General features: G+C 54.7%; 23 protein-coding genes. 7 read left to right on the top strand and 16 right to left on the bottom strand.

All coding sequences use genetic code 11. The annotated features are described in order from the left end of the window. Positions 1–43 precede the first annotated feature (43 nt). On the bottom strand, positions 44–817 hold the full coding sequence (locus KK078_RS14460; RefSeq protein WP_254090994.1) for a class I SAM-dependent methyltransferase: 774 nt from the start codon (positions 815–817) through the stop codon (positions 44–46). 138 nt (positions 818–955) lie between these two features. Between KK078_RS14460 and KK078_RS14455 the strand changes: the two genes are divergently transcribed. Next, the gene (locus KK078_RS14455; RefSeq protein WP_254090993.1) at positions 956–2,116 is read left to right on the top strand and encodes a GWxTD domain-containing protein; all 1,161 of its coding nucleotides are present in this window, start codon (positions 956–958) and stop codon (positions 2,114–2,116) included. 149 nt (positions 2,117–2,265) lie between these two features. Here KK078_RS14455 and KK078_RS14450 read toward each other — a convergent pair whose 3' ends face one another. The 9 genes from KK078_RS14450 to KK078_RS14410 all read right to left on the bottom strand — a co-directional run bounded on the left by KK078_RS14450 (position 2,266) and on the right by KK078_RS14410 (position 12,523). Continuing rightward, complete coding sequence (locus KK078_RS14450; RefSeq protein WP_254090992.1) at positions 2,266–3,726, bottom strand: lytic transglycosylase domain-containing protein; 1,461 nt, start codon at positions 3,724–3,726, stop codon at positions 2,266–2,268. Between the two features lies 1 nt (position 3,727). Then, positions 3,728–5,158 carry an Asp-tRNA(Asn)/Glu-tRNA(Gln) amidotransferase subunit GatA gene (gene gatA, locus KK078_RS14445; RefSeq protein WP_254090991.1) on the bottom strand — a complete coding sequence of 477 codons (1,431 nt, stop codon included), beginning with the start codon at positions 5,156–5,158 and terminating at the stop codon, positions 3,728–3,730. A gap of 2 nt (positions 5,159–5,160) precedes the next feature. After that, entirely contained in the window at positions 5,161–5,364 is a 204-nt protein-coding gene (locus KK078_RS14440; RefSeq protein ID WP_254090990.1) for a Sec-independent protein translocase subunit TatA/TatB, read from the bottom strand. A 116-nt stretch (positions 5,365–5,480) separates the two neighbouring features. After that, positions 5,481–6,668: a murein hydrolase activator EnvC family protein gene (locus KK078_RS14435; protein WP_254090989.1), complete on the bottom strand. Its 1,188-nt coding sequence runs from the start codon at positions 6,666–6,668 to the stop codon at positions 5,481–5,483. Further along, positions 6,655–7,410, bottom strand: coding sequence for a DUF4292 domain-containing protein (locus KK078_RS14430; RefSeq protein WP_254090988.1), 756 nt, complete (start codon positions 7,408–7,410; stop codon positions 6,655–6,657). Before KK078_RS14430 ends, KK078_RS14435 begins: the two co-directional genes overlap by 14 nt. Next, on the bottom strand, positions 7,403–9,142 hold the full coding sequence (locus tag KK078_RS14425) for a tetratricopeptide repeat protein (RefSeq protein ID WP_254090987.1): 1,740 nt from the start codon (positions 9,140–9,142) through the stop codon (positions 7,403–7,405). The genes KK078_RS14430 and KK078_RS14425 overlap by 8 nt, the downstream gene beginning before the upstream one ends. A gap of 29 nt (positions 9,143–9,171) precedes the next feature. Continuing rightward, complete coding sequence (locus KK078_RS14420) at positions 9,172–10,176, bottom strand: sugar nucleotidyltransferase (RefSeq protein WP_254090986.1); 1,005 nt, start codon at positions 10,174–10,176, stop codon at positions 9,172–9,174. Positions 10,177–10,250: 74 nt separating this feature from the next. Next, on the bottom strand, positions 10,251–11,696 hold the full coding sequence (locus KK078_RS14415; RefSeq protein ID WP_254090985.1) for a lipopolysaccharide biosynthesis protein: 1,446 nt from the start codon (positions 11,694–11,696) through the stop codon (positions 10,251–10,253). 50 nt (positions 11,697–11,746) lie between these two features. Beyond that, positions 11,747–12,523: an enoyl-CoA hydratase-related protein gene (locus KK078_RS14410; RefSeq protein ID WP_254090984.1), complete on the bottom strand. Its 777-nt coding sequence runs from the start codon at positions 12,521–12,523 to the stop codon at positions 11,747–11,749. 60 nt (positions 12,524–12,583) lie between these two features. Here KK078_RS14410 and KK078_RS14405 point away from each other — a divergent pair, with 60 nt between their 5' ends. Further along, positions 12,584–14,848: a T9SS type A sorting domain-containing protein gene (locus KK078_RS14405; protein ID WP_254090983.1), complete on the top strand. Its 2,265-nt coding sequence runs from the start codon at positions 12,584–12,586 to the stop codon at positions 14,846–14,848. Between the two features lie 98 nt (positions 14,849–14,946). On the opposite strand, the gene KK078_RS14400 is transcribed toward KK078_RS14405, so the two are convergent. Continuing rightward, positions 14,947–15,912, bottom strand: coding sequence for an NAD-dependent epimerase/dehydratase family protein (locus KK078_RS14400; RefSeq protein WP_254090982.1), 966 nt, complete (start codon positions 15,910–15,912; stop codon positions 14,947–14,949). Positions 15,913–16,046: 134 nt separating this feature from the next. Between KK078_RS14400 and KK078_RS14395 the strand changes: the two genes are divergently transcribed. The 4 genes from KK078_RS14395 to KK078_RS14380 all read left to right on the top strand — a co-directional run bounded on the left by KK078_RS14395 (position 16,047) and on the right by KK078_RS14380 (position 19,607). Beyond that, the gene (locus tag KK078_RS14395) at positions 16,047–16,790 is read left to right on the top strand and encodes a hypothetical protein (RefSeq protein WP_254091005.1); all 744 of its coding nucleotides are present in this window, start codon (positions 16,047–16,049) and stop codon (positions 16,788–16,790) included. A gap of 5 nt (positions 16,791–16,795) precedes the next feature. Further along, complete coding sequence (kbl, locus tag KK078_RS14390; RefSeq protein ID WP_254090981.1) at positions 16,796–18,007, top strand: glycine C-acetyltransferase; 1,212 nt, start codon at positions 16,796–16,798, stop codon at positions 18,005–18,007. 153 nt (positions 18,008–18,160) lie between these two features. Further along, the gene (gene yiaA, locus KK078_RS14385) at positions 18,161–18,562 is read left to right on the top strand and encodes an inner membrane protein YiaA (protein WP_254090980.1); all 402 of its coding nucleotides are present in this window, start codon (positions 18,161–18,163) and stop codon (positions 18,560–18,562) included. Positions 18,563–18,692: 130 nt separating this feature from the next. Then, on the top strand, positions 18,693–19,607 hold the full coding sequence (locus tag KK078_RS14380; protein ID WP_254090979.1) for an NAD(P)/FAD-dependent oxidoreductase: 915 nt from the start codon (positions 18,693–18,695) through the stop codon (positions 19,605–19,607). On the opposite strand, the gene KK078_RS14375 is transcribed toward KK078_RS14380, so the two are convergent. From KK078_RS14375 to folP, 5 genes are all read right to left on the bottom strand, one after another. Continuing rightward, positions 19,602–20,522 (bottom strand): aldo/keto reductase, encoded by a 921-nt coding sequence (locus KK078_RS14375; protein ID WP_254090978.1) that lies wholly within the window; start codon positions 20,520–20,522, stop codon positions 19,602–19,604. The genes KK078_RS14380 and KK078_RS14375 overlap by 6 nt on opposite strands. 105 nt (positions 20,523–20,627) lie before the next feature. Continuing rightward, positions 20,628–21,080, bottom strand: a complete 453-nt coding sequence (locus tag KK078_RS14370; RefSeq protein WP_254090977.1) for a hypothetical protein — start codon at positions 21,078–21,080, stop codon at positions 20,628–20,630. 84 nt (positions 21,081–21,164) lie between these two features. After that, positions 21,165–24,395 carry a caspase family protein gene (locus KK078_RS14365; protein ID WP_254090976.1) on the bottom strand — a complete coding sequence of 1,077 codons (3,231 nt, stop codon included), beginning with the start codon at positions 24,393–24,395 and terminating at the stop codon, positions 21,165–21,167. 39 nt (positions 24,396–24,434) lie between these two features. Then, a complete protein-coding gene (cdaA, locus tag KK078_RS14360) occupies positions 24,435–25,301 on the bottom strand; it encodes a diadenylate cyclase CdaA (protein WP_254091003.1) in 867 nt (288 codons plus the stop codon). Positions 25,302–25,339: 38 nt separating this feature from the next. Next, positions 25,340–26,227, bottom strand: a complete 888-nt coding sequence (folP, locus tag KK078_RS14355) for a dihydropteroate synthase (RefSeq protein ID WP_254090975.1) — start codon at positions 26,225–26,227, stop codon at positions 25,340–25,342. Between the two features lie 58 nt (positions 26,228–26,285). Here folP and KK078_RS14350 point away from each other — a divergent pair, with 58 nt between their 5' ends. Beyond that, a complete protein-coding gene (locus tag KK078_RS14350) occupies positions 26,286–26,831 on the top strand; it encodes a DUF1599 domain-containing protein (RefSeq protein ID WP_254090974.1) in 546 nt (181 codons plus the stop codon). Positions 26,832–26,911 lie beyond the last annotated feature (80 nt).

Genomic DNA, 26,911 nt, shown 5'->3' with positions numbered 1-26,911 from the left:
TGATGCTGGACACTCTCCGACAGCGTATGGATCCCGGCGCCTCTTATTTCCGCACGATCAAAAACAAATCCAACGCGTTGGCAGCGTCGTCCACCACGATATAGTCATCGTAGTGAATATTCGCGACCAGCGAATTGTCAGCCGACTGAAGCTTATTCCGGTTCCGGCGATTCAATATTTCATAGGGTAACCGAAGCATGAAGGCAGGCAGGCGGTACTGCAGGTTGAAGATGTCGAAGCGCATGATGCGATTGACCGAGCGGCGATTTTCTTCGTGGTACTCCATCACTTTTTCGTTGCCCGTGATGCCTTTCATGTCTACCTGGGAGAAGAACTTTTTGGCCAGGTTGGCCAGCTCCTGGGGCAGGTATTCGCGGATGTGCCAGGGGTTGCGCGACAGTGACATGCTGCGGTTGGGGGTCGTCAGCAGGGCGATGCCGCCGGGTTTCAGCACGCGGTGGATTTCTTTCAGGAAGAGGGCGTCGTCCTGGATGTGCTCGATCACCTGGAAGCTGATGATGCTGTCGTAGGTGTTGTCGGCCAGGCCGGAGATCGGGGGAATGTTCATGGCCATGAACTTGCCGGTCGGGAAGCGCTGTTGCAGACCGTCGATGACGGGTTTGATCTTATCAACGGCGGTAAAGCTGTCGGCCAGGGGCAACAGGGTTTCGATGCCGCGGCCTTCGCCGCAGCCGACTTCGAGCACCTGGCCGCGGATATAGTCTTTGGCCACAACATAGGCCTTGAATAAACGTTGATGGATAGGGTTATCGGATGCGATTTGCTCGCTGGTGATTTCGGTGGTGTAGATCTTCATGTCCTGCCGTTTACGGCCTTCCGGCCGGGGCGCAAAGGTAAGGAGGAATCGGCACCAGGGTTTACCGCCTGGCTGAAAAGTTTGGAAAACGTCGATCGCAGTCCCTACCGGGTACTTTAAATGCTTATTTTAGGCTCAATGAAACGATTTTTATTGCTCTTTTTACTGGTAGGCTCCGCGGCGTACGGTCAGGCCCTGCGGGACATTAACTTCAGCTACCATTATAGCCCCAACGAGCTTTTTACCTTCGACCTGAAGCCGGTGCGCCAGCCGGCGGGGTGGCAGGTGTACTATACGTTGCAGATACGCGACACGTCGGCCACCACCGAGGACTATTCCATTCAATGGGAGACACGCACCTCACTGGGTGAAAAAGGAGGCCAGGTATTGCCCTATGACAGCGCCGGTGCCATCCGCAAAGGCCATACGGTCTCCGGCGTGGTAGCGCCACCCGCGCTTGGTGTGCCGCAGGTGCTGGTCGCGAAGGTGGTCCACACGGTGCTGAAACGCGCCTGGGTGTTCTTCCACGTGCTGGACCCGAAGTATCCGGTAAACGGCTCGCTGTATGCCGGCGACGCGCCCGTGCTGCCGCCCTACGCGTATGTGGCGCGCCCCTATACGTTTTCAGGCGCCGGCACGCAGACAGTGTCGTTCTACCGCGACGACTTTCCCGCGGCCGCGCCGGCCTTTGCAGAAACGCTGGGTCGTGTCAAGCCGCGGCTGCAGGTAGACTCGGTCTTTTCGGTGCCCACCGGTCAGACCGTTACCTTTACGCAACGGGGTCTTTATCTGGTGCAACAGGATACCAGTTCGGCCGAAGGCTATACCTTTCGCGTGGCGGAAGACTACCCGCGGTATGCGAAGATCCAGAACATTGCAGACCCACTCATCTACGTCTGCACGCAGGCCGAGTTCGACCGTATCAAACAAGCTAAGGGCGATAAGAAGGCGTTTGACAAGGTGATCCTGAGCATTACCGGCGATGCCGAGCGTGCCAAGAATTTTATGCGCAGCTATTTCCGCAAGGTGGAACTGGCCAATCACTATTTCTCGTCCTATAAAGAAGGCTGGAAGACCGACCGGGGTATGATCTATATCGTCTTTGGACAGCCCGATGAGGTGTTTAAATTTTCCGACCGCGAGGTGTGGTATTATAGCAATGCTATGTTTAAGACCTCCTTCAGCTTTTCGAAGTCGCCGACGTTGTTCGATCCGGAGAACTATGTGTTGATCCGCGAGAAGAAATACCGGAATACATGGTATGAAGTGATTGATCTTTGGCGGAATGCGCGGATGTGATGAAATCCGCCAGTTACAAACTGGCTGACGGTTTAGGCACTCCCGATAACTATCGGGATCACCGCTTCGCTCAGACTTGAGCCAGAATGCGAATACAAAAAAAAGAGCCTCGCACAAGCGAGGCTCTTTTTTTTTGATGTCTTTATGAATTACATCCCGATGATGAGCTTCTGACCGGGCTGCAGTTTTGTGTTGTTGAGATTGTTGAGGGACTTGATCTTTTCAACCGACAGTCCTTCAAACTTTTGAGAGATGTGCCACAGGGTATCGCCCGGCTGGACGACATATATTTTCGAGTCGGGGATCGGCGCGGGTGATGTAGATTTTGCCGAGGCCATCATCGTGGTGGCGCTGCTGCTGGGTTTGCTGCCGCGCAGCCAGATGTTGAGGCGCTGGCCTACGTGAATGGTGTTGCCCCGCAGGCGGTTCCACTTCTTGAGGTCGGTTACGCGCACGCCGTGGCGGATGGCGATCGAGCCGAGCACGTCGCCGCTGCGTACTTTGTATACAATGCGGTCGCGGCCGTAGGTGCTGCCGGCGGTGTTGCGGGCCAGCAGTTCCAGTTCTTTGCGGCCCGTCTTGGAGGCCGAGTCGAGAATGGCCAGACGGTTGCTGTCCAGCACAATTTTGGCTTCGCGCGGGATGTGTAAGATGTAGGGCTTACCTGTCTCCGGCATGGCGTTGTGCTGGATGGAGGGGTTGAGCCGTTGCAAGTCATCGATGCAGCTGTTGGTCAGGCTGGCGAAGGTGTCGAAGTGCAGGAATTTTTTGGTGCGGATGGTGTCGGATGTCACGAGCATTTCTTCGCCTTCGTCAAAGAAGTTGTGCTCGTCGAGGTAGTTCATGGTATAGGTAATGGCCACGAACTGCGGCACGTATGAACGGGTTTCGCGCGGCAGGTTGGGATAGATCTCCCAGAAGGTACGTTTGTAGCCCGAGCGGCGAATGGCGCGCTTTACGTTGCCAGGGCCGGTGTTGTAGGCGGCCAGGGCCATTTCCCAGTCGTGGAACATGTTGTACAGGTCGCGCAGGTAACGGCAGGCAGCTTCGGTCGACTTTTCGGGGTCCATGCGCTCGTCGATGAACCAGTCGTTGTGCAGGCCATAGTATTTGCCCGTACCCGACATGAATTGCCAGAGGCCCACGGCCCGTGCGCGGGATACCGCGCGGGGATTGAGGCCCGACTCGATAATGGACAGGTACTTGAGCTCTTCGGGCAGGCCGTATTGCTTCAGGTATTTTTCAAAGATGGGAAAATAGAGGTTACGCCGGCGCATCACCATTTTGGTATACTCACGGTCTTTTACCGTAAAGTAGTTGATAAAGGCGTGGATGCGGTCGTTGTATACCAGGTTCATTTTGGTATCGATACAGGCCAGGCGGTCGGCGATCAGTTGAGGGTCGTCGTCGCCGGGGATGTACTCGATCTCGGTCGGCAGGGCGAAGTATTCGTAGTCTGCTGTATCTTCTTTATACAGCATTTCCTCTTCTGCTTCGGCTACCTCCAGAGAGTCCACCACAACCGAATCAACGGGGGCCTTCGGAGCTACCTGGGCCACTGCTGCGGTTGCAAAAAGAGTGATGGCTGTCAAGAGAATGGGTTTCCTCATCTCAATTCATTTTCAGTAATGCGTTTGAAAAATGTAAAAGCTTCGATTCTTCGAAGTCGTCGGCAATAACCTGCAAGCCCATGGGTAGGCCTTGGTTGTCGTTGCCACACGGCACGGCAATGGCGGGTACACCGGCCACATTAGCTTGAACGGAAAAAAGATCCGCCAAGTACATCTCTAACGGATTATCGGTGTGCTCTCCCAACTTAAACGCAGTGGTAGGAGTGATGGGCATGACGATGAAGTCATACTGCCGCAGCAATTCTTTTGTTTTCTCGCGGATGATGCGGCGTACCTTTTGCGCTTTGGTATAGTAGGCATCGTAGTAGCTCGCGCTCAGTACAAACGTGCCGAGCAGAATGCGTCGCTGTACTTCCTTGCCAAATCCTTCTGACCGGCTCTTCTTATACAGTGAGCTAAGGTCTGTGGCGTCGGCGCTGCGATAGCCATACCGCACGCCGTCGTAGCGTGACAGGTTGGAGCTTGCTTCGGCCGTCGCCAGGATGTAGTACGTAGGCAGTACGTACTCTTGTAAAGGGAAGTCGATCACTTCTACCGAGTGTCCTGCGGCGCGGATCTGGTCGAGCTTGGCGACGATGGCGTCGCGGATCTCGGGTTGCAGGCCTTCGCCGCCGTCGATCTCACGCACATAGGCTACCTTGTAAGGCTTGCCGTTGGATGCTGTAAGCTCGGCGGAGTAAGACGGTACGGGTTGTTGTGACACGGTGCTGTCCATGTCGTCGGCACCGGCCATGACTTCGAGCACCAGGGCTACGTCTTCTACCGATTTGCCAAAAATGCCAATACAGTCGAACGACGAGCCATAGGCCACCAGGCCGTAGCGGGAAATGCGGGAGTAGGTGGGCTTGAGGCCTACCAGGCCGCAAAAGGCTGCGGGCTGACGCACGGAGCCGCCGGTGTCAGAGCCGATGGACACCTGGCACATATCTGCCTGTACGGCAACGGCCGAACCTCCCGACGATCCACCCGGCACGCGGGTATTGTCGGCATCGTTCAGCACGGGGCCAAAGGCAGAGTTTTCATTGGAAGAGCCCATGGCAAACTCGTCGCAGTTCTGGCGACCGATGATGATGGCGTCTTCGTCCAGCAGGCGTTGAACGGCGGTACCGTTAAACTGAGAAATAAAACCATCCAACACCCGGCTTGCGCCCTGGAGCGGGTGGTCTTTGTAGGCAAGGACATCTTTCAGACCTACGACGAGGCCCGCCAGCTTACCAGCTTTGCCTTCTTTGATTTTCTTGTCGACTGCCGCGGCCTGAAGAAGCGCTTCTTCTTCGTACACGCTCAAAAATGCATTGAGGTGTGCTTTCTTCCGGATGTTATCCAGGTGATGACGAACCAGCTCGATGCTGGTAGTGGCGCCGCGCTGCAGATCGTGCTGTATCTCGCGAAATGTAGCGTACGTTTTCAAGACTATTTACCTTCTTCGATTTTGCCGGCTTCCTCGACGTCTTTCTTTACATCGTTTACGGCACTTTTAAATTCTTTTACGCCCTTTCCAAGACCCTTCATGAATTCGGGGATTTTTTTGGCGCCAAAGAACACCAGTACAAAAAGGCCGATAAGCAGAATTTCCTGGAAACCAACCCCACTGAGAAACAATATGATAGCTTTCATGGCTTAAAATTTTAAATAGAGTACAAAAGTAGACCAAAAAAGATTACCGTCAAACGAATGTGGATGTGGGAGGCGGCCAGTGGGGGCCGGCGGCAGGTATTAAAAACGGGTTTTTCTTACATGTTGCGTAGCCATCCTTGGGGGTCGAGAGGCGTCGTGCCCTTAAAGATCTGGAACCGCAACTCCGACACCCCGTCGGCATTTGAAAATACCCGCCCGATTTCCTGGTTGGTGGTTATTTTTTGGCCTGTACGCACAAAAACCTCCTTCAGACCGGCATACACCGTAAAGTACTCGCCGTGTTTAATAATGACCGAGCTGCCCATGGTCTGGATAAAAGCTACACGGGTCACTTCGCCTTCAAAAATGCTTTTTACCTTCTCGTCTTCTTTGGTCTGAATGTTCACGCCGTTGTTCTGAACGATGATGCCCTTGATGACGGCGTGGTTCTGCCGGCCGAACTTCTGCGACACAAAGCCCGAGCAGGGCCAGGGGAATTTGTTCTTATTATGCTCGAACGACGAGGAGAGGGCGACTACCGCCTCGCTGCTCTTTTTGGTCGCGCGCGACTCACGGGCAAGCTCTTCGGCAATGATTTTTTCGATAAGTTTTTCCAGCTCGGCGTTGGCCTTCTTGGTAGCCGCGATGTCCTTGCGCAGTTTCTTTTCTTCTTTCTCGAGGGACTTTACAATGGAGTTCTGCTTTTTGCGCAGGTCGGCCAGGTTTTCATTCTCGCGCTCTTCTTCCAGCAGCAGCTTGTTCTTTTCCGTGCGCCGGGCTTCGATCTCGCGCACCTGGCCGCCGAGGGCTTCCTGTACCTTGGCGATCTCTGCGGCTTGCAGCTTGCGTGTTTCCGAGTATTGCTCCATGTAGCGCATGCGCATGATGAGCTGGTCAAACGACTCTGCCGAGAAGAGGAATGTTAAACGGGAGGTGCTGTTCTGCGCCTTTTGGGCGGCATACAGCATTTTGGCGTATTCTTTTTTGAGCTTGGTCAGGTCGTCTTCCAGCGCGCGGATGATATCATTGTTTTCGCCGATCTCACCGTCGAGCAGGCGTACTTCGCCCTTGATGGAGGAGACGAGGCCCTCTTGCTCGGTGATGCGCTGATTGACAGCGTTCAGCTCGCCGACGGAGTTTTTCTTCTTGGCAGATGTTTCCGAAAGAATCTTTTCGGTTTCTTTAATTTTTTCCAGGTTTTGCTGCTTCTCCTTCTGTAGCTGCGCTTTTTTGTTTTGCGCATGCAGGGGAAGGCAGCCGGCCGATAGTAGAACAACAAGTAATAACGCCTTACCTGCGGACATACTTCTTGGGTATGTTAAACGGGAATTTCAGTTGCTTATCACTGACCTCGGCCTTGTTATACTCGAAGATGATCGTGGTGTTCAGAACGCCACTCAGCGTTTTGTAAAAGAGGTTGATCGTACCGTTGTACGGGAAGAGCTTGCCGCCCACCGGCTGGAAGTTGGAGTAGTTGAGCGTAAGTGAATTGTTGTTCGTGCTTTCCTTCATGTCCACCTTCTCGATCTTCATGCTGGCCGCGTTCACATAGTTGCTGACGGTGATGTTGCCGGTCTGCTGTTTTAACATAAAAAATGACGACTCCTGGCTGATGTCATCCGACTCGTTGCGCGGCAGGATGAGGTTACCGAGCATGGCCTCCTGTATAACGTTGTAGTTGATATCGAAATTATACCGTTTGGAAAGCTCGGCATATTCAAACACAAAGTATTCTTTGTCGAGGTTGGAGACGATCGTGATCGAGTCTTTGTTGATCAGCGCCTTGCCTCCCTGCACGCCGATGACAGAGAAGGTCATCCAGATGACGCTGTCTTTGTGAATGCGGATGTTGGTCTTTACTTCGCGTTCTTTGTTTGCATCGCGCAGCACCATGCGTGCCTTGCCCTGCATGTATTCAAAGTGTATCTCTTCAATATTCAGGTCGGGTTTGGCGAGGCCGGTAGGGAGCGTGCTGACGGCTTTCTTGCTACAGGCCACGGCGAGGACTGCCAGGCCGAAAAGCCAAAACCTAAGGTGTCTATTCATAGATCTTTCTATTCGCAATTTTCTTATTTAATATTTCACTGTTCGCATTCATGCCCCGGGCCTTCTCCCACTGCTGCACGGCGCCATTCACATCGCCCAGTTGGAAGAGGATGTCGCCGTAGTGCTCGAAGTGTGTCGCCGTTGCCTTACCGGTTTCAATGGCACGCTCGATGGCCTTGCGGGCATCTTTAAATTTGCCACGAACATACAACACCCAGGCGTACGTATCCAAGAAGGTGGCATTTTCCGGGTTATTCTTTATGAGCAGGGATGCCATTTTTTCGGCCTTCTCCAGGTTCACCTTTCGCAGGGAAAGGTAGTAGCTGTAATTGTTCAGCACGGTGCTGTTCTCGGGCGTCAGCAGCAGCGCTTCTTCGTAGGCCTTGTCGGACTTGTCGTACTCCCGGGCGGCATGATAGGCGTCGCCCAGCAGTCCGTTGATGTCTGACAGCACCGAAGGGTTGGAGGCCGACAGCCGCTTGGACTGCTGCAGCGCGGCAATGGCCTCGGGGTAATGACGCTTGCGCAGGTGTGCATTGCCGCTGAAGTAGTGGATCATGGCCTGGTTGGGGAACATCTCCAGGGCCTGGTCGGCGTGACGGATGACGGCGTCCCACTGGTCGAGCTGCGTCTCGAGGTACAGCAGGTTCTCCCACACTTCGAAGTTCACGTCGCCCAGCTCGATGGCCTTGAGGTATTCTTTTTGTGCATCGCGGGCTTTGCCCACGGCCAGGTTCAGGTCGCCGCCCACGATGTGGACACCCGACTCGGTGGGGTAGTTCTTTTCGAGCTTCCCGAAGAGGGAAAAGACATACGATACCAGCTCGTTGTCGGTATCCCCTGTGCGTGATTTGCGCTGGTTGATCTCGGCATTGTAGGTGCCCATGACGATCAGCTTGCTGCCGATCTCTACGTTGGGGTCGTCAAACAGGTTGAGCAGCAGCGGGCGGGCCTTTGCTTCCTGCTGGGCATCGCGGTAGAAGCCTGCCAGGAGCATCTTGGCATTGCCGGCGTCGGGGTTCTGGGCGATAAATTTTTCGAGGTGCTGAATGGCTTCGTCGCGCAGATTTTTCTGAGCCAGCAGCTCGGCAAAGCCCATGCTGTAGCGCTCTTCGCCGGGGAAGGCGGTGATCAGCTTCTCGCCTTCGGCCAGGGCTTCCTTGATCTTGCCCTGTTGCAGGTACAGGCGCTGTTTCTGTACGGACGATATTTCGTTTACGCCCAGTACTGCTTCGGCGCGGTTGTAGGTCTTGATGGCGTCTTCAAAACGGTTGGCATATTGATAGACGGCGGCCAGGTCGTAGAAGTATTCTTCGGTATCGGGTACTTCTTTGATCAGGCTTTCGTAGGCTTCGGCGGCTTTGTCAAAGCGGGTCAGGCTGCTATAGATGTTGGCCGCGAGCAGGTAAAAATATTTATTCTTCTTTTCGAGCTTCAGTGCGCTTTCGATGCTGAGGGAGGCGCGGAGAAGATCTTCCTGCCGGTTGCTTTGGGCGAGTACTTCGGCCACTTTATAGTGCACCGTGGCATTGTCGGGCGTGATTTCGAGCGTTCGCTGGTAGTAGAGGAGTGCTTTGGCGTAGTCTTCGAGAATGAAGAACTTTTCACCTTCGGTAAAGTAAAATTCTGCTTCGCGAAGCTTGATGCCGGAAGCCTGTTCGTCCCCACCGTTCTTTTTTTTACGCTGCGCCATGATGTCGCCCGAGGCGAAGAGTGCCACAAAGAGGATCATGGCGCAGGTAATATGCAGTTTTTGTCCCGTCACGCTATGGTATTGAAGTCACCAACGCTCAAATCGAGCGATGAACCTTCAAAAATAGCGAAATTCCCAAACATGCTGTTTTCCAGGAGTGCCTTTGATACGCGGCCTTCCTTTTGGAGGATCGAATTTTGGATACGGCTGTCGGAAATGCGGGTATTTTCGCCTACCGATACGTAGGGGCCGATGACAGAATTTTCGATAACTGCGCCGGCGCCGACGTAGCACGGGGGGATAATGACGGAGTTTATGACCTTGGCTTTATCGGAGACCAGCTTCTGGTCTTTAATGAATTCCAGGTACCGCTGGTTGGTTTGCACGGTCACGTTCTTATTGCCGCAGTCGAGCCACTCGGTCACCTGGCCGGTCATAAGCTTGGCACCGGCGTTGCTGAGCCGCTGCAGGGCGGAAGTAAACTGGTACTCGCCTTTGTCCTTGATGTCGTTGTCGATGAGGTACTGCATCTCGCGGGCGAGGGCTGCACCGTCCTTAAAGAAGTAGATGCCGATGATGGCCAGGTCGGATACAGGCTGTGAAGGTTTCTCTACCATCTCCACGATCTCGCCGGCGTCGTTGAGACGGACCACGCCAAACTGCGAGGGGTCGTCTACGCGCTGTACCCAAATGATCCCGTCTTTGTTGGTGTCCAGCTTGAACTCTGCTTTGAAGAGGGTGTCGGCGAAGGCCACGATCACCTTGCCGGTAAACAGTTCCTTGGCAAAGAGCAGTGCGTGCGATATACCCAGGGCAGTTTCCTGATAGTAAATCTTGCCCTCTGCACCTACCTCGCGTGCAATGGCAATGAGGCTTTCTTCTACTTCTTTACCGAAGCTGGGGTGGATAATGAAGCCGATCTTGTCGATCTTTTCCGGAGTGACTTTGGCGATGTCTTCCACCAGGCGGTGTACGATGGGCTTTCCGGCAATAGGCAACAGTGGCTTCGGAACGGAGAGCGTGTGCGGGCGTAAACGTTTTCCCAGGCCCGCCATGGGGATTATCATGTTCATAAGAGAGGTGATTGGTTAAAATGTTATGCAGCAAAATGTGCCGCTGCATAAACTACTGGCAAAATAATTAAAATTCATCGGACAGCTCGTGTTAATGATTTCCTTTCCAGGAAAAAAATCGTGCCGATGTAAACTATGATTATTATTCCCCGCACTCCCGTGCCGATCCACAAATTATCAAATGGTATTTTGTTGATTCCCCAGGCGAGCGCGACCGTGCCGAGTATATACCCCATTCCGGCGGCGACCCGGTAGGGGATGGGATAATATTTTTGTCCGAGCAGGTAGCACGCGATGGCCATCGAAGCATAACATATCAATGTCGCCCAGCTACTGCCCATATAGCCATACAGCGGGATGAGTATATAGTTGGCCACGATCGTAATAATGGCCCCACCGACCGTCAGAAAGGTGCCGAAATACGTCCGGTCGCTCAGCTTAAACCACGCCGACAGGTTGTAGTAGACGCCTAGGAACAGGTAGCCCAACAGTAGCACCGGCACGATGACAAGCCCTTCCCAGTAAGCTTTGTTTTTCAGGAACAGGAACCCGATGATGTCGAGGTTTGTGCTCACGGCCAGGAACAACAGGCAGCAGACAATGATAAAGTAGTGATTGACGGTGGCAAACAGCCCCGGCGAGTTCTTATCTGCGGCGTTGGCAAAGAAGAACGGCTCGGCGGCATAACGGAATGCCTGTATGGCCAGGTTCATGAGAATGGCAAATTTGTAGCAGGCGCCGAATACGCCCAGCGCGTAGTCGGCCGAATGCCCGGGGTAAAACCCTTCGGGCAGCCACCACTCCAGCGTGGCACGCGAAAACATTTCGTTGGTCATGCCCGCCAGGCCCATGAGCATGATTGGATAGGCATACCGGAACATGTCGGGCGACAGGGTGCGATCGTACGAAGGCTTCCACTGACGCAGCATGCCGGCAAAGAAGAGCAGGTAAAAAGCATTGGCCACGAGGTTTGCCAATACGACAAAGCCGACGCCACGCGCCGGGTCGAACACCACGTACAGAAAATAGTAGTTCAGGCCGATGATGATGCCAATGTTCACCAGCTTGCCGATGGTGAACTGCAGCGCTTTCTTCTGCAGGCGCAGCCGGGCAAAAGGGATCGCCACCACGGCGTCGATAAAGAGGATCGCGGCCAGCCATACGACCAGGTTGGCATGACCGGGTATGCTTAAAAAGCTGGCCGCCGGATCTGCCAGCAACACCAGCACCAGGCTAAAGAACAGGCTGATCGAAACGACTACGGTCTGCGTCAGGTTAAATACCTTCTGCTCGTTCAGGTCATTTTTATTGGCAAACCGGAAGTAGGCGGTTTCCATGCCGAACGTAAAGAGCACATTGATCACAGCAGTGTAGACAAACAGCTTGGTGATGACGCTGTAGGCCTCCGGCGGAAATTTGTCGGTGTGCGGGCGGATAAGGAGGAAGTTGAGAAAACGGGGAAGGATGCTGCCTAGTCCGTATAATACTGTCTCGCCTGCCAGGCGCCTGATCTTACTCATGAGTTGATTTGCTGATGGCTATGCCGTGCCGCCGGGTGTGCTGCGCGGAATTACTTGCCGGTAAAGACAGGTTTACGTTTTTCAATGAAAGCGGTTGTGCCCTCGCGGAAGTCGGCGGTGACTGTTGCAGCGGCAAAGTTCTCCGCTTCGGCCCGGTAGCCGTCTGTTTCAAATCCAAAGCCGGCATTCACCGCTTTGATGCTGAGGGCAACCGCAATGGGCCCTTTGGCGAGGATCTTATCCATGATGTTTTGCGCCAGCGCGTCGAGCTCGGTCCGGGTGCCGACTACGTGGTTTACCAAACCCAGCGCTTTTGCTTCCTGGGCCGTGATCATATCGCCGGTAAGAATCAGCTCCAGGGCCTTGCCGCGACCCACTAATTGGGCCAGGCGTTGGGTCCCTCCATAACCTGGAATCAATCCCAAATTGACTTCGGGTTGTCCAAATTTGGCATTCTCAGTAGCAATACGTAGGTGGCATGCCATGGCGAGCTCACATCCACCCCCCAAAGCGAAACCGTTTACGGCGGCAATGACGGGTTTGGGGCAATCTTCTATGAGTTTAAACAGGTTTTGGCCTTTTTGGGCCAATTCAAACGCTTGCTCTTTTGTCAGCGATGTAAATTCTTTGATATCGGCGCCGGCCACGAAAGCTTTTTCGCCATCGCCGGTCAGAATAATTCCACGATAAGTGTCGTTCTGGTAGGCTTCTTGTATCACCCCCAGCAGCCCATCCATTGTTTCAACATTTAAGGCGTTCAAAGCATCTGGCCGTGAGATCGTTACGACCAGTGTTCCAGAACTGTTGTGCGTTTTTTTCACGGGCATAGGCAGTGTCATTTTTAATGCATTGCAACTTATTGAGCTTTTAGAAAGGCACAAAATAATATGAGCAAGAATTCAAAGACCCTTTTTACACTTATCCTGCTGCTCTACGTAAGTATTACTGCGGCGTTAGCAGCGGAATGTCAAACGCAGGCGGGCACCGTCGCTGCCCCGGCAAACTTCAACAGCACGGCGACGTGGAGCTGCGGACGTGTGCCGACGACGGGTTGGCCCGGTCCGGATAACATCACCATTAACCACCCGATTTACTATACCGGCACGATGTCGGCTACCTGGGTCACCCAACTGATCACCATCAACAGCGGCGGCTCGCTGAAGATCACCGGAGACCTGAACCTGGCCGGAAGCAACGCGCGCGTTGTGGTAAACGGCGGTACACTGGAAGTAACGGGCACTTTGTCGATCGACGGCCAGTCGCGCATAACCGTACAGAACGGCGGCGTGGTGAAAGCCGGCAACGTGACACTGAGCAACTCGGCACAATACGTCAATACCAGCGGTACGCTGACCCTGGGCGGCAGCCTGTCGGCACTGGGCGGCACGACGTTTACCTACCCCAACACACTGGCCATTCCGGGCAGCCTTACGCTGGGTACGGGCACTACGCTGGCGGCGTCTACCGTAGGTGGTGCCATCACCCTGACAAATTCGTCGAAGCTGTCGTTGACGACGACCCCCTCGGCGACACTCGCTCCTTCGGGGATCAGCATCGGGGACGGATCGGAACTGGTATATTCGGGGGGCACGCTGAATTATAGCAACCCGCTGACCGTCGGTAGCAACGCCAAACTGACCATTACCAGCGGTACGTTTAAGCCCCAGAGCCTCACGGTCGACGCCGGTACTGTAACGGTGACGGGCGGCAACCTGGCGGTGACAAATGCTCTGACGCTGCAAGGCAATAATGCTACCGTAAACTTCAGCTCGTCCGGCGTGCTGAGTGCGGCCAGTGTATCGCTGACCAGCTCTGGCAACAATAAAAATCTGAACCTCACGGCAGGCTCGATGGCCGTGACCAATAGTGTGGACATCCAATCGAAATCTACCATCAATACTTCGGCAGGTACCACCAGTACGGCGAGCAGCCTGACAGTAGACGATAATTCCAACGCTATCCTGAACAACGGCGGTACGTTTACGGTGAATGGCAATGTGGCCATAGGAGGAAAGATCAACAACAACGGCAACATGCACATTACCGGAAGCCTTAACAGTGGTAGCACGGGCAATGCGATCTTTACCAACAACGGCAGCCTGAACGTAAACAGTGTGTCGATGATCTCTTCGGCACGGTTTCAGGTGAACCCGGGTGCTACCACTTTTGTCGATACCAATTTTACCGTAAACGCCACGCAAAACCTGGTGATCGGAACGAACGTGAATCCCCCGCCGTATGCAGATATGGTGATCCGCGGAAATCTCAATTCGACGAACGGTGGCGACGTGTTGGTCGAGCGCAATGCCCGCTTTGCCATCTTTGGCGACGTGACGGGTGAAGGCTCGGGCAACACCCGGTTCACGATCAATCCGGGAGGCGAAGTATATATCGATAAGAGTATATCCTTCTCCGGCGGTGGTGACAGGATCATCAACAATAATCCGTCAACGCCTACTAAGTATGGTTTGTACATCGACGGCGAGATCTCAAATACAGGCGGTGGTGCACAGAGCACCACGAACTACGGCGACAAAGACTTCATGGAGTCTACGAACAAGCCGTTCTTTGATTGGGTGGCCAGTGTACCCAACGGTCCGCTGCCGGTTGTGTTATCGTACTTCCGTTTTGGCGCCATCGCAACGGGACAGATACCGCTGCAGTGGGCTACGACATTGGAGAAGAATTTCGATCACTTTGAGATCGAGCGCGCGGGTGAAACATTCAATTTTTCCGTCATCGCCACAGTCGCGAACGAAGGCAATGAGCAGCAAGGCGCGGCCTATACATTTGTTGATGATTCGCCACAGGCGGGGTGGAACTATTACCGACTTAAGCAAGTGGATCTTGATGGCACGGTCGTGTATTCAGATGTGATCCGTACACACGAGACGGTGACGGCATCGTCGGGCGTATCGTTGTATCCAAATCCTGCAAAAGAGCAGCAGATCGTAACGTTGTCGTTGCAGGACTATGTTACAACGCCGGCTTCGCTAACCTTCATCGACGGTGCAGGACGTGTGTTACTGGAAGTGTCGGTAGACGCGTCTGTGACGGCGATCCCCCTGCCCACCCATGTGACGGCTGGTATATATGCCGTGCGGTTGGCATCCGCCTCGGGGCAGAAGCTTTTCCGGTTGGTGATACAGTAACGGATGGGTGAGAGCGTGACCCGATAGCGATCGGGTGTGAGAGCGGAGAAATAAACAGCGCGAGTATGTTTGCTCCCGCCCTCACACTCGCGCTGTTTTTAGATCATGGCCTGCTCATGCATCAGCACCGGCAGGTTCTTCAGAATATCCTCGGTCATGGCCGCCAGGTCGAACTGCGGTTCCCAGCCCCAGTCGATGCGTGCAGTGGAGTCGTTGATCGAACGGGGCCACGAGTCGGCAATGGCCTGACGGAAGTCGGGCTTGTACGTGATCTCAAACTCGGGGATGTGCTTCTTGATCTCGGCGGCGATCTCGGCGGGGCAAAAGCTCATGGCCGAGATGTTGTAGCTGCCGCGCTCGTTTATTTTTTCGGCAGGGGCTTCCATCAGGTCAAGTGTAGCTTTGACGGCATCATCCATATACATCATGGGCAAATAGGTGTCGGCACTCAGGAAACACTCGAACTTTTTGTCGGTCAGGGCCTTGAAGAAAATGTCGACCGCATAGTCTGTGGTGCCGCCGCCGGGCTTGGTTTTGTAGCCGATCAGGCCGGGATAACGCAGGCTGCGCACGTCGAGGCCGCGGTTTTTATGATACCAGTTACACCACAGCTCACCGGCCTGTTTGCTGATGCCGTAGATGGTGGTGGGGTCCATGATGGTATCTTGCGGCGTTTTTATTTTGGGAGTTGTGGGGCCAAAGGCCGCAATGGAACTGGGCCAATATACTTTCTCTATTTTATAGTTTACGGCGGCGTCCAACACGCGGATGAGGCCGTCCATGTTTAACTGCCATGCAAACTTGGGATTTTTTTCACCCGTGGCCGACAGCACAGCGGCCAGGTGGTATAGTTGCGTAAAGCCATTCTTTTTTACGAATTCGAGAAACTCGTTTTCTTTCATGACATCCAGGATCTCGAAGTTGCCGGTGGCCAGCACACCTTCCGGATCTTTGATGTCGGTCGCGATCACGTTCTCCTTTCCGTGTAGCTTCCAAAGGCCTTGCGTCAGTTCAGAACCCAATTGTCCGCCTGCACCGATAACAAGAATTTTCTGTTTCTTCATGTGTATATTTTTCTGGTTTGCCTTTTAAGGGGTTGGTCTCGTTCTCCTTACTTGTAGGAAGGCGGGGCGAAATTACCAAAATTTACCGTTCGCCTACCCTACGTTAGGAATGGTTTTGCATTAACTTAGCGGCCATGAACTTCAGGGATTACCTGACATCGAAAAAAATTGATGCGGAGGCATTCCGGCAGGCGGAGCCTGCGCTGTGGGCTGCGTGGGACGCCGAATTTGCGGAGATGCACCCTAACAGTTTTACCGCACAGAAGCTCTATCTCATCAACCCGGTCCGGAGAAAGTATACTTTACAGATAGAGGTTGTACCAGGCAAAACAACTTCGCCGCAACCGGTTACAACGACAGCTACTGAAACGATTACAAAACCGGTCGTGGCCAAGCCTGCCATCGCGAAGCCGATGATCAAGCCGAAGCCGATAGAACCGGGCACCAGCAGCGAAGCCACAGACACAGCACCGCCCGCAACCCCTACCGCCGCCAAACCTGTTATTCCGCGGCCGGTAATGAAACCGAAACCGCCGACAGAGCAGCCTGCATCACCGGAAGCAAAGGCTGCGGTCGCCAAAGACACGACCGACGATACGACGCAAACGCAAGCAACGGAAACGCCGGTGCCCAAAGCAAAGCCTGTTGTCAAGCCCCTTATACCGCGCCCGGTTGTAAAACCGGCATCGCCTGCACCAGAAGCGACGGATGCAACGACCGGTATATCCTCGCAGGAAGCAACGCCCGCACCCGCTACCGCACAACCTGCGGCAGAGGCTACGCCACCGGCCGCGCCTGAAACGCCGCCGGCTGCAAAACCTGCAAAGCCCGGCATGCCCCGGCCGGTGATCAAACCCCCCAAACCTAAAACAGATTAAACCCTATGTATAAGAAGCTACAACCGTTTTTACAACAGGAACTCGAAACCATCCAAAAGGCAGGCCTTTTCAAAAAAGAAAGGATCATTACCACCCCGCAGGGGGCCGACATAAAGACCAGCGAAGGCAAAGAGGTTATCAACTTCTGTGCAAATAATTACCTGGGCCTGTCATCCCACCCGCGCGTGATCGAAGCCGCTAAACGCGCGATCGACACACACGGCTTTGGCATGTCTTCCGTGCGGTTTATTTGTGGCACACAGGATATTCATAAAACACTGGAGAAAAAGATCTCCGAATTTCTGGGTACGGAAGACACGATCCTATACGCGGCGGCCTTCGACGCCAACGGCGGTGTATTCGAACCCCTGCTGGGCGCAGAAGATGCCATCATCTCAGACGAGCTGAACCACGCGTCGATCATTGACGGCGTGCGTTTATGCAAGGCCATGCGTTACCGCTATAAACACAACGATATGGCTGATCTGGAAAAGCAACTGCAGGATGCACGCACCGCCGGTGCGAAACAGATCATTGTTGTAACAGACGGCGCGTTTTCCATGGATGGTACCATCGCACAAATGGACAAGATCTGCGACCTCGCCGATAAATATGAAGCATTGGTCATGACCGATGAGTGTCACTCGACGGGCTTTATCGGTAAGACCGGTCGTGGCGTTCCGGAATACAGGGGTGTAACAGGCCGCGTAGACATCATCACGGGTACCCTGGGCAAGGCGTTGGGCGGCGCCTCGGGTGGTTTTACTTCCGGCCGCAAAGAGATCATCGAGATGTTGCGTCAGCGCTCACGTCCATATCTGTTCTCCAATACACTGGCACCGTCGATCGTGGGGGCTTCGATCGAAGTATTCGATATGTTGTCGGAGACAACAAGTCTGCGCGATAAGCTCGAAGAGAACACACGCTACTTCCGCGGCGAGATGACGAAAGCAGGGTTTGACATTAAGCCGGGCGAGCACCCCATTGTACCGATCATGCTATACGACGCCCCGCTGGCGCAGCAGTTTGCCGACCGCCTGCTGGAGAAAGGCATTTATGTCATTGGTTTCTTCTTCCCGGTAGTGGCGAAGGGCCAGGCGCGCATCCGCGTGCAGATTTCGGCTGGCCACGACCGGCACCACCTGGACAAGGCCATTCGTGCATTTACCGAGGTTGGAAAAGAATTAGGGGTGTTAAAAGAGGCTGTCGCAAAATAAAAACGACACTTATAGTATACCATAGGCCATCTTTCGGGGTGGCCTTTTTTTTGTCCAAAAACGAAACCTAACCTTTTTTTATACCCCGCCGTTTACACGGCCTAAGTACCGGCTTTCTATGAAACGGTACTTGTTTCATCTAAAACATAAAATATGAATCAGAAACCATCAAATGCATTTGTTGCTGCTTCCTGGATTGCTCTCCTGGCCGGTATGATATCGTTCATGATCGGGCTCTGGAACGCCGACATGCTGTTGAATGAAAAAGGTTATTATTTTACGGTGTTGATGTTCGGCCTGTTCGCCGCCATCTCGTTGCAAAAAAGTGTACGCGATCAGTTGGAAGGAATTGCCGTGACGCAGATCTACTACGGTCTATGCTGGTTCTCGACATTGCTGGCCCTGGTACTGCTAACGGTAGGGCTGTGGAATGCCACGCTAACCCTAAGCGAAAAAGGCTTTTATGCCATGTCGTTCCTCCTGGCGTTGTTTGCCGCCATTGCCGTACAGAAAAATACCCGCGACTTAAAGAGGGCCGAAAGCGAGGGCCAATAACCTCGGTTCGGTTTTAGTATCGAGAGGCTGCCCTGCCCGGACAGCCTTTTTTATTTTTCTTTTTTCAGACCTACTTCGAACCTTCTTATTAGGTGCAATGTTGTTGCAACTAGTAAACCTTAAAACAACCATGTCATCTACCTCTACTTTTGACGTCATTATCATTGGCGGCAGCTACGCCGGGTTGTCTGCCGGCATGACCTTCGGCCGCTCACTGCGGCGGGTGCTCATCATAGACGGCGGCAAGCCGTGTAATGCGCAGACACCGCACTCGCACAACTTTTTGACACAAGACGGCAGCACGCCCAGGGAAATCGCTACGCTGGCCAAAAGCCAGGTGCTGCGTTACCCCACCGTCACCTTTCTGGACGGCGAAGCCACGCAAATAATAAACACGGGTGCACTGTTCCAGGTTACGACAACGAGCGGCCGGACCTTTGATGGGCGAAAGATATTATTGGCGACAGGCATCCGCGACAGGCTGCCGTCCATTGCCGGATTAAAAGAATCCTGGGGTATTTCCGTGCTGCACTGTCCCTATTGCCATGGCTATGAAGTGGCCGGACGCCGTCTGGGCGTATTGGCCAACGGCGACACGGGCTATGAGCTGGCTAAGTTGATCGGCCACTGGAGCAAAACGTTGACCTTGTTTACCAATGGTGCTTCCACCCTGTCGGCACAGCAGCAAGCCGATATAAAGAAGTGGGGCGTACCCGTAGTCGAGCAGGAGCTTACGATGCTGGACGGGAACGACGGCTATATCCGTGAGGTGGTATTGAACGATGGATCGCGTGTGGCGTTGGATGCTATCTTTACCCGCGCTCCCTTTGAGCAGCCGGCCATTGTGCAACAGCTGGGAGTCGATTTCACGGAGATGAACTTCATCCGCATCGATGAGTTTGGTAAGACCAGCGTCGACGGCATTTTTGCGGCGGGTGATAACAGCTCGCCGATGCGCAGTGTAAGCAATGCGGTGGCCATGGGCACCAAGGCCGCGGCGTTCCTAAATCGCCTGTTGATCGACGAAGATCTGAAGGCGCTATAAGGATCCGATCAGCGCTACCATTTTTTCACGACCTTTTTCATCCGGCAGGGCGCCGTGCCCGGCGAGCATATTGTCTACCACATGCCTGGGACTGGACGTGCCCGGTATGGCACACGTTACTGCCGGATGAGAAAGTATATATTTCAGGAAGAGCTGCGCCCAGCTTTGAATGTCGTAGTCGGCCGCCCACGCCGGCAAGGCTTTGCCTTTTGTGAGCGAAAAGAGCGAGCCTTTTTCAAAGGGTTCGTTGATGATAACCGCTACGCCCTTGTCTTGAGCGGCGCGCAGCAGGCTGCGTTCGGCGTTGCGTACGCGGATGGAATAATTGAACTGTACAAAGTCGATCGCTTCGGTTTTAAGGATCTGTTCCAACTGGGCATGCGCAGACTCGGTATAATGCGTGATGCCGGTATAGCGTACTTTCCCTTCGGCCTTCCAGCGCTGCAACGTGCGCAGATGTGTCTTCCAGTCGGTAAGGTTGTGGACCTGGATCAGGTCCATCGTTTTGCGTTGCATCTTTCGCATCGATTCGTCCATCTGCCGGATGCCAGCGGCTTCGCCGGTGGTCCACACCTTTGTAGCATAGAACAGCTTCTCGCGCACAGCGCTGGCGGAGGTCAGGTCGCCGATCACTTCTTCGGCGCGGCCGTACATCGGCGACGTGTCGATCAGCTTGCCGCCTTGCTGTACCATCAGGTTTAATACTTCGGTAAGGGGCTGGCGCTCGGTACTGTCGTTGCCGACGTCAAATTGTATCCAGGTGCCCAAGCCTACGAGGGGGAGCTGCTCGCCCGAGGAGGGTATGGGGCGGGTGTTCATACCTTTTTGCATGTCTTTCCACGCGTACGATGACAGGAGCAGACCGGCACCGGCCAGCCCCAGCAGCGCTTCGCGGCGTGTGATTCGTTCTGCCATCGTCGTTGTCGTTAACGTTGTAGGTCCAAGGTACGATTATACCCCGACAAACCTATCCTGAGACGGCAGCAGGACCAACGACCGGTTTGGTGTTGCTATTGTGGACTACTTGATACGGAATTCCTTCTTGCGCTTGGCTACGATCTCGCCCATCCGCGATGTGTCCTTGGAGATAAAGCCAAAGGCGGGGTCGATGTTGTCAGAAGGGAAAAAGTAGATGCAGCCTTTCTTGCCACGGATCTTGAGCTTGTAGATGTTCAGGTAAGGCACGATCCGGAGGGATTTGACCTCGGGCCACTCCAGGCGGATATTGCGGTGTCCTTCCAGCACGACGATCTTGTTCTTGCCGACCGCTACCCGGCGGATCTTGTCGCTGACGACGGAGAAGATAAACAGCGAGATAAGCCCCAATGTGAAAAATATAAGCGCAATGAAAAAGCTTTTGGCATTGAAGTCGCGGCCAATGATCACGATACCTCCCACGGTCCACTGGATCAGTGCGAAGACCAGGAAAAAGTATTTGGCGAAATAAAATTTAACGGGGTTAGCTTCTACCATTTTCTTATAGCATATCAGGGGTTATGTGTAAATCTAATGTACGATTTGTCTGTCAATTTTGTTCCAGTTACCGGGATTTTCTTGTCACTCGATCACCACTGGGAAATCTTGTCCACGGCTGAAGGTATACGGGTACTGTGGCTTGCCTTTCAGCTGACGCGTCATCTCGGGCACCTGGTCGTCAATGTATGACTTCAGCTCATAAATTGTAACCTTGCCGTCGTGCGGTGCGCCGTCGGCTTCGCCCTGCAGGGCCTTGATCAGCACGTAAGTAAAGAGGCCGTGGCCCAGCTCGGTAAATTCCGTGGCGAATTGCTCGCTGCCCGCGGAGGCCATAACGTGTATGCCCGCGCTGCGCGACAGTTGGGCAATGGCCTTCTCTTCGCCCGCACCGCGCGTAGCCAGCAGCTCTACCGAGCCCCCCGACTGGCAGGCGTCCATGATGATGAGCTGCTTCAGCGCCTTGATATGCTTCAGCTTCTCTTGCAACATGCTGGCTTCGATGGCCTCTTTCTGCAGTGCAGCCTGGTCGTACAGGCGCGCGCCCTCTGTGGGCACAAAATAGAACTTGTTGTCCACCATGCTGCCGTGCCCCGCATAGTACAAAATGAAGACGTCCTCCTGACGGATCTTGCCGCTGAGCTCGTCCAGCTTTTTCAGGATGTGCTCACGCGTGGCCTCGCCGTCGTACAGCGTGACCAGCTCAATGTCTTTGAAGAGCTTCGTGCTCTTGTCGTTGACGACCTTGCTGAACGACTCCGCATCAGGCCGGGCGTAGTTCAGGCTCAGCTTGCTGTTTTTGTATTGGTTAATGCCGACCGACAACACGTAGCACGTGGCGTTTTTTGAAACGTGGTTGGATACGATCTCGGCCGTTTGTGGATCGGACTCCACATTGTCGCGGTTGCTGGCCACGGCGGTAAAGCTGTTGGGGCCGCTGACCAAGTCGACTATTTCTTTGTGGGTCGTCGTTTGTCCCTTGCCCGAGGGCAGCTTCATCGCGCCACGGTCCAGCGAAATGCTTTTGCCATTGTGCATAACGCGCAGGTTCTCCACACCGGCGCCATTGTCGGTAATGCGGATATATAGCTCTGCCTTGCCCTCGGTGGCGTGGGGCAGGACGGCCACTTTTACAGTAGGCGGGGGGGCGCTGTTCAACTTGCCCTGGATGCCGCCCTTGCGGTCGTCACGGCCACCACGGTTTTGAAATATTTTGGGAAGCAGATCGGGGCGATAAAACTCGTGGAAGAACTGGTCTACCGAGTACGTCTTCAGGCCGCTCACGAAGTGTATATACTGGCGGGCGTCGTCGGTACCGTTGAAATATCCTTCGGGACTTTTTACCATCCAGTCGCGTTCGCCCAGGTGGATGTGTTCAAAGAACTCCTTGCCGGTGGCGAGGTCCCAGAACTTGGTCACACCGTCCAGGCTGTGGCTGATCAGCATCTTGCCGTCGGGGCTGAACAGCAACGAGGTCACTTCGGCGTTGTGGCCCTGGAATGTGCGGATGATCTTACCGGTGGCAGGATCCCACACGCGGATCGTGCGGTCGGCGCCGGCCGTATAGATCTCTTTTTCGCCGGCGCTAAAGATCGCCGTGTGTACCGCGCCGCGGTGGTCTTTCAGCTTGCGGGTCATCAGGCCGGTGCCAACGTCCCACAGGCGCACCGTGCCGTCCCAGCTGGCGCTGAGCAGCGTCTTGCGGTCGGCGCTGATCTGGATCGAGCCGACGATGTCGGTGTGGCCTACAAAGTTGCGGACTTCCTTCTTCGTGTCGATCTCCCACATCTGGATGGCGTTGTCCAGGCGCGCCGTGATGACGTAGAGGTCATCGGGGTAGAGTAAATTATATACCGAGTAGCTCTGAAAGTCGAAGTAGGTCTGCAGCGTGCCGGTGGTCAGATCGTGAACCTTCATGGTAGCGTCCCAGCTGCAGGAGATCACGCCCGTCTCGGCAACGTTGAAGTGTATATCGAAGATCGGCTCGCGGTACGATTGAATGACCTTGAGCGAGTCGCCCGTGGCGAGGTCCCACAGCACGATCTTACCGTCGCCACCGCCCGTCAGCAGCTTGCTGCCGTCCTTCGACAGGTCGTAGCAAAGTACACCTTTCTTGTGGCTGACATACTCCATCACGGTCTTGCCGCTGGCAATGTCCCAGCGTTTCACCTTCGTGCCGAATTTACCCTTGATCAGCGTCTTGCCGTCGGGGGTGATGCGCAGATTGTTCTTGAGGCGTACATATTTGGCAATGGACGACTGCCAGTAAAAGTTAGGATCGTAATCCAGGCCGCCCTTATCGCGTTGGTTGAGAAAGCCGGTAAAGACGTGGGTCTTCTTTTGTGATGCCGGGTTCCAGGCAAACGCCGTGTTGTTGTCGGAAGTGACCAGTAGTTCGTCGCCTCGGTTGTTGAATGCCACCCGGTGAAACTGGCCTTTCTCTCCGGCTACCAGCCGGGCGATCACTTTGCCCGAGGCCTCGTCCCATACGGTAACATCCTCTTCCGTCGCCAGCGCCAGCCTTTTACCGTCAGGACTAAGCGCCGAGCCGGCGATATCCTCTTCATTCTTGTCGTAAGTATGCACCAGGGCCAGCGTGGCGAGGTTATATTTCCTTGCAACGCCTTTGTGCGGCAGGGCATAGAGGAATTTGCTGTCGGGGCTGAACTCTACACGGGTGCCACAACCGCCGCACGTGCCCTCGTTTTCCAATGCGGTAAAGTCTTTGACAAGCTTCCACTGCTGCGCATCGTACAGGCTGGTGCGGCGGTCGTCCTGGCCGAAGGCGATCCAGCGGCCGTCTGGGCTGATGGCGATATCCGTGCCCGTACCCAAACCCTTGTCAGGATCGACGGGCAGGCGCGCCAGCACGCGGCGGGTCTTAAAGTCGTATACCACGGCCGAGTCGTAGCCGGTATTGTTTGTGCCCGTGTGCACAAAGAAGCGCATCTGCGGGTCGATGGCAACGTCGCCGACAAAGTCAAGGGTCGTGATCGCCGCTATTTCACGGCCGGTCTTGACCTCCCACAGGCGGATCGTCTTATCGTAGCTGCCGCTGAGGAGGTGTTGGCCATCCGGCGTAAACGCCAGGCTGGTAACGGTGGCCTCGTGGCCCAGGAAGCTGCGTACCTCACGGCCCGTGCTGATCTCCCACAGCTTGGCGGTTTTGTCTTTGCTGCCCGTGGCGATATAGTTGCTGTCGGGGCTGACGGCGACGGTCATTACCGCCAGCTCGTGGCCCTTTTGAATAATGGTTTCGATGGATTGCGCGAAAGCGCTGCAGGTGAGCAGCACAAAGAGGAAGGTCAGTCTCATGCCGGCGGTAGATTAGGTGCCGGACAAAAATAGTAAGTTTTACGCTTTTACCGGCGGCGTTTCGGCGGGTGACTCGGCCTCATGCTCCTGTAATTCCTCCCAATTACCGGGTTCGTTGTTGTGCAGGTAGTCCAGGATCTTTTGTTCGATCTGTTTTAGCTTCAGGCTGCGGAGATACTTGCCGTTCCGGGCCAGCACCAGGCGCCCTGTTTCTTCTGATACGGCCAGCACGAGCGTGTCCGTGCTTTCTGACATGCCCACGGCAGCCCGATGGCGTAGTCCGAAGTTGGGGGGAAGGTGGTCGTTCTCACTGACAGGCAACACGCAGCGCGCCGCCCGAATGCGGCCTTTGTATATAATCACCGCCCCGTCGTGCAGCGGCGAGTTTTTGTTGAAGATCGAGAGCAGCAGGCGCTTGTTTACCTCGGCGTCGATGGCGTCGCCGGTCTGGGCATAGAACTTGAGCTCGGTATCGCGCGAGAAGACGACCAGCGCACCGGTCTTGGAAGCCTTGAGTGTCTTCACGGCTTCCACCACCTGGCCTACGTCGAAATCGTCGTGGTATTGGTGGCGCCAGTTGGAAATGGTCTTGAAGATATTCTCGCGGAACTCGGTGCCCCGGCCGATGACGAGCAGGAACTTCCGGATCTCGGGTTGAAAGAGGATGATCATGGCCAGCACGCCCACGCCCATGAACTGCCCCAGGATCATCGTGAGCAGCTCCATCTGGGCGGCACGCACGATGAGGTATACCAGGTACAAGGCCAGGATGCCCAAAAAGATATTGACGGCAATACTGCCGCGAATAAGCTTGTATACCTGGTATAGTAAGATACTGACCAGGGCAATGTCGATGATATCGACCCAGCTAACTTCCAGGAATCCGATTTTGAACAGGAAGATCATGTCGTACAAATGTAACCGATCAGGCATAGAAGCCCAATTTAAACAACGGACTTCTGTGCAGAAGAACGGTCCGTGAGCATGACCAGCTTGACAGCCTCGACGGCCTCGTGCACATCGTGTACCCGCAGGATGCCGGCGCCTTTCATCAGGGCGATGGTATTTAACACCGTCGTGCCGTTCAGCGCATCTTCGGGGCGTTGCTCCAGCGTGCGCCAGATCATCGACTTGCGCGACAGGCCCGCCAGCACGGGACAACCCAATACACGGAAGTGCCCGAAGTGCTGCAGCAGCTCAAAGTTTTGCGTGGGTGTCTTGGCAAAGCCAAAGCCCGGATCGATGATCACATCTTTCACCCCGCGTTGGCGCAAGGCAGACAACGCCTGGTGCAGAAAGTCGAGGACTTCTTTCAACAGGTCGGCATAGTGGGTTTGCGTTGTCATCGTCTGCGGGGTGCCGCGCATGTGCATGAGCACGTACGGCACCTGCAGCCGGGCCACGGTGTCAAACATCGCGGCGTCAAGCGTGCCGCCCGATACATCGTTTACGAGATGGGCACCCGCGGCGACGGCTTCGGCCGCCACCTCGCTGCGGAAGGTGTCGATGGAGATCAGGGCGCCGGGAAAGGCCGTGAGAATGGCCCGTATCGCGGGCACGACGCGTTGTACCTCTTCGGCTACCGTAATGTCGGCCGCCCCCGGCCGGGTAGAGTAGCCGCCGATGTCGAGAAAGGTCGCGCCGGCTTCCAGCATGCGGCCCGCCTCGGCCTGGAGCTGGTCCAGGGACGAGTAGCGGCTGCCGGCAAAGAAACTGTCGGGCGTGACGTTCAGGATGCCCATGACGCGGGGCGTCTGCAAGTCGACCAGCCGGCCACCGCAATGCAGGGTACGGTTGGAAGAAAAAAACTCATTTTCGAACACGGATTTCATGGCCAGGCGCTGGAATTCTCATTCAAATTAAGAAGTTTGCGGGCTAAAGTTTATTCCCTTGGTTGAAAAAACATCTCAGGAGTACAAGGCGGTGATCGCCCAGTGCCGCTCGCTGTTCGAAAAAAAAACACGCGATTACGGCACCGCCTGGCGCATTCTGCGACTGCCTTCCATCACCGACCAGATCTTTATCAAGGCCCAGCGCATTCGCAGCATTCAGGACAAGGGTACTCAGCTGGTGGACGACCCGATCCGCGACGAGTTTATCGGCATCATCAACTACAGCATCATCGCCCTGATCCAGCTGCAGCTCGACGAGCAGGCCAGCCTCGACCTGTCGTTTGAAGAGCTGGCGCCGCTATACGACAACGCCGCCAACGAGACCTTCACGCTGTTACAACAAAAGAACCACGACTATGGCGAAGCCTGGCGTGCGATGCGCGTCTCGTCCATTACCGATATCATTCTCATGAAGCTGCTGCGCGTAAAGCAGATCGAAGACAATCAAGGCAAGACACTGGTAAGCGAAGGCGTAAAAGCCAACTACCAGGATATGATCAACTATGCGGTGTTTGCCATGATCATGAGTGGCGAAGCCCGGTAAGACCGCCTACGCGGAAAGTTGTTATTTAATAGTTAAAATAGGTTGTGCAATGGCATTTGAGAGGCGGAAGTGGGAAGTTT

Source organism: Dawidia soli, assembly GCF_018598185.1.
GTDB classification, from domain to species: Bacteria; Bacteroidota; Bacteroidia; order Cytophagales; family Cyclobacteriaceae; genus Ohtaekwangia; species Ohtaekwangia soli.
This window is presented reverse-complemented; position numbering and strand designations above follow the sequence as displayed.

What these genes read in the sequence shown, in the direction of transcription:
- KK078_RS14455 (WP_254090993.1), top strand. Translation starts at nt 956, where the DNA reads ATGAAACGATTTTTATTGCTCTTTTTACTGGTAGGCTCCGCGGCGTAC.
- cdaA (WP_254091003.1), bottom strand. Translation starts at nt 25,301, where the DNA reads ATGATCTTCCTGTTCAAAATCGGATTCCTGGAAGTTAGCTGGGTCGAT.
- KK078_RS14435 (WP_254090989.1), bottom strand. Translation starts at nt 6,668, where the DNA reads ATGTCCGCAGGTAAGGCGTTATTACTTGTTGTTCTACTATCGGCCGGC.
- KK078_RS14365 (WP_254090976.1), bottom strand. Translation starts at nt 24,395, where the DNA reads ATGAGACTGACCTTCCTCTTTGTGCTGCTCACCTGCAGCGCTTTCGCG.
- KK078_RS14420 (WP_254090986.1), bottom strand. Translation starts at nt 10,176, where the DNA reads ATGAACATGATAATCCCCATGGCGGGCCTGGGAAAACGTTTACGCCCG.
- folP (WP_254090975.1), bottom strand. Translation starts at nt 26,227, where the DNA reads ATGAAATCCGTGTTCGAAAATGAGTTTTTTTCTTCCAACCGTACCCTG.
- KK078_RS14430 (WP_254090988.1), bottom strand. Translation starts at nt 7,410, where the DNA reads ATGAATAGACACCTTAGGTTTTGGCTTTTCGGCCTGGCAGTCCTCGCC.
- KK078_RS14395 (WP_254091005.1), top strand. Translation starts at nt 16,047, where the DNA reads ATGAACTTCAGGGATTACCTGACATCGAAAAAAATTGATGCGGAGGCA.
- KK078_RS14415 (WP_254090985.1), bottom strand. Translation starts at nt 11,696, where the DNA reads ATGAGTAAGATCAGGCGCCTGGCAGGCGAGACAGTATTATACGGACTA.
- KK078_RS14375 (WP_254090978.1), bottom strand. Translation starts at nt 20,522, where the DNA reads ATGGCAGAACGAATCACACGCCGCGAAGCGCTGCTGGGGCTGGCCGGT.
- yiaA (WP_254090980.1), top strand. Translation starts at nt 18,161, where the DNA reads ATGAATCAGAAACCATCAAATGCATTTGTTGCTGCTTCCTGGATTGCT.
- KK078_RS14405 (WP_254090983.1), top strand. Translation starts at nt 12,584, where the DNA reads ATGAGCAAGAATTCAAAGACCCTTTTTACACTTATCCTGCTGCTCTAC.
- KK078_RS14450 (WP_254090992.1), bottom strand. Translation starts at nt 3,726, where the DNA reads ATGAGGAAACCCATTCTCTTGACAGCCATCACTCTTTTTGCAACCGCA.
- KK078_RS14460 (WP_254090994.1), bottom strand. Translation starts at nt 817, where the DNA reads ATGAAGATCTACACCACCGAAATCACCAGCGAGCAAATCGCATCCGAT.
- KK078_RS14380 (WP_254090979.1), top strand. Translation starts at nt 18,693, where the DNA reads ATGTCATCTACCTCTACTTTTGACGTCATTATCATTGGCGGCAGCTAC.
- kbl (WP_254090981.1), top strand. Translation starts at nt 16,796, where the DNA reads ATGTATAAGAAGCTACAACCGTTTTTACAACAGGAACTCGAAACCATC.
- KK078_RS14425 (WP_254090987.1), bottom strand. Translation starts at nt 9,142, where the DNA reads ATGATCCTCTTTGTGGCACTCTTCGCCTCGGGCGACATCATGGCGCAG.
- KK078_RS14440 (WP_254090990.1), bottom strand. Translation starts at nt 5,364, where the DNA reads ATGAAAGCTATCATATTGTTTCTCAGTGGGGTTGGTTTCCAGGAAATT.
- KK078_RS14370 (WP_254090977.1), bottom strand. Translation starts at nt 21,080, where the DNA reads ATGGTAGAAGCTAACCCCGTTAAATTTTATTTCGCCAAATACTTTTTC.
- KK078_RS14400 (WP_254090982.1), bottom strand. Translation starts at nt 15,912, where the DNA reads ATGAAGAAACAGAAAATTCTTGTTATCGGTGCAGGCGGACAATTGGGT.
- KK078_RS14410 (WP_254090984.1), bottom strand. Translation starts at nt 12,523, where the DNA reads ATGCCCGTGAAAAAAACGCACAACAGTTCTGGAACACTGGTCGTAACG.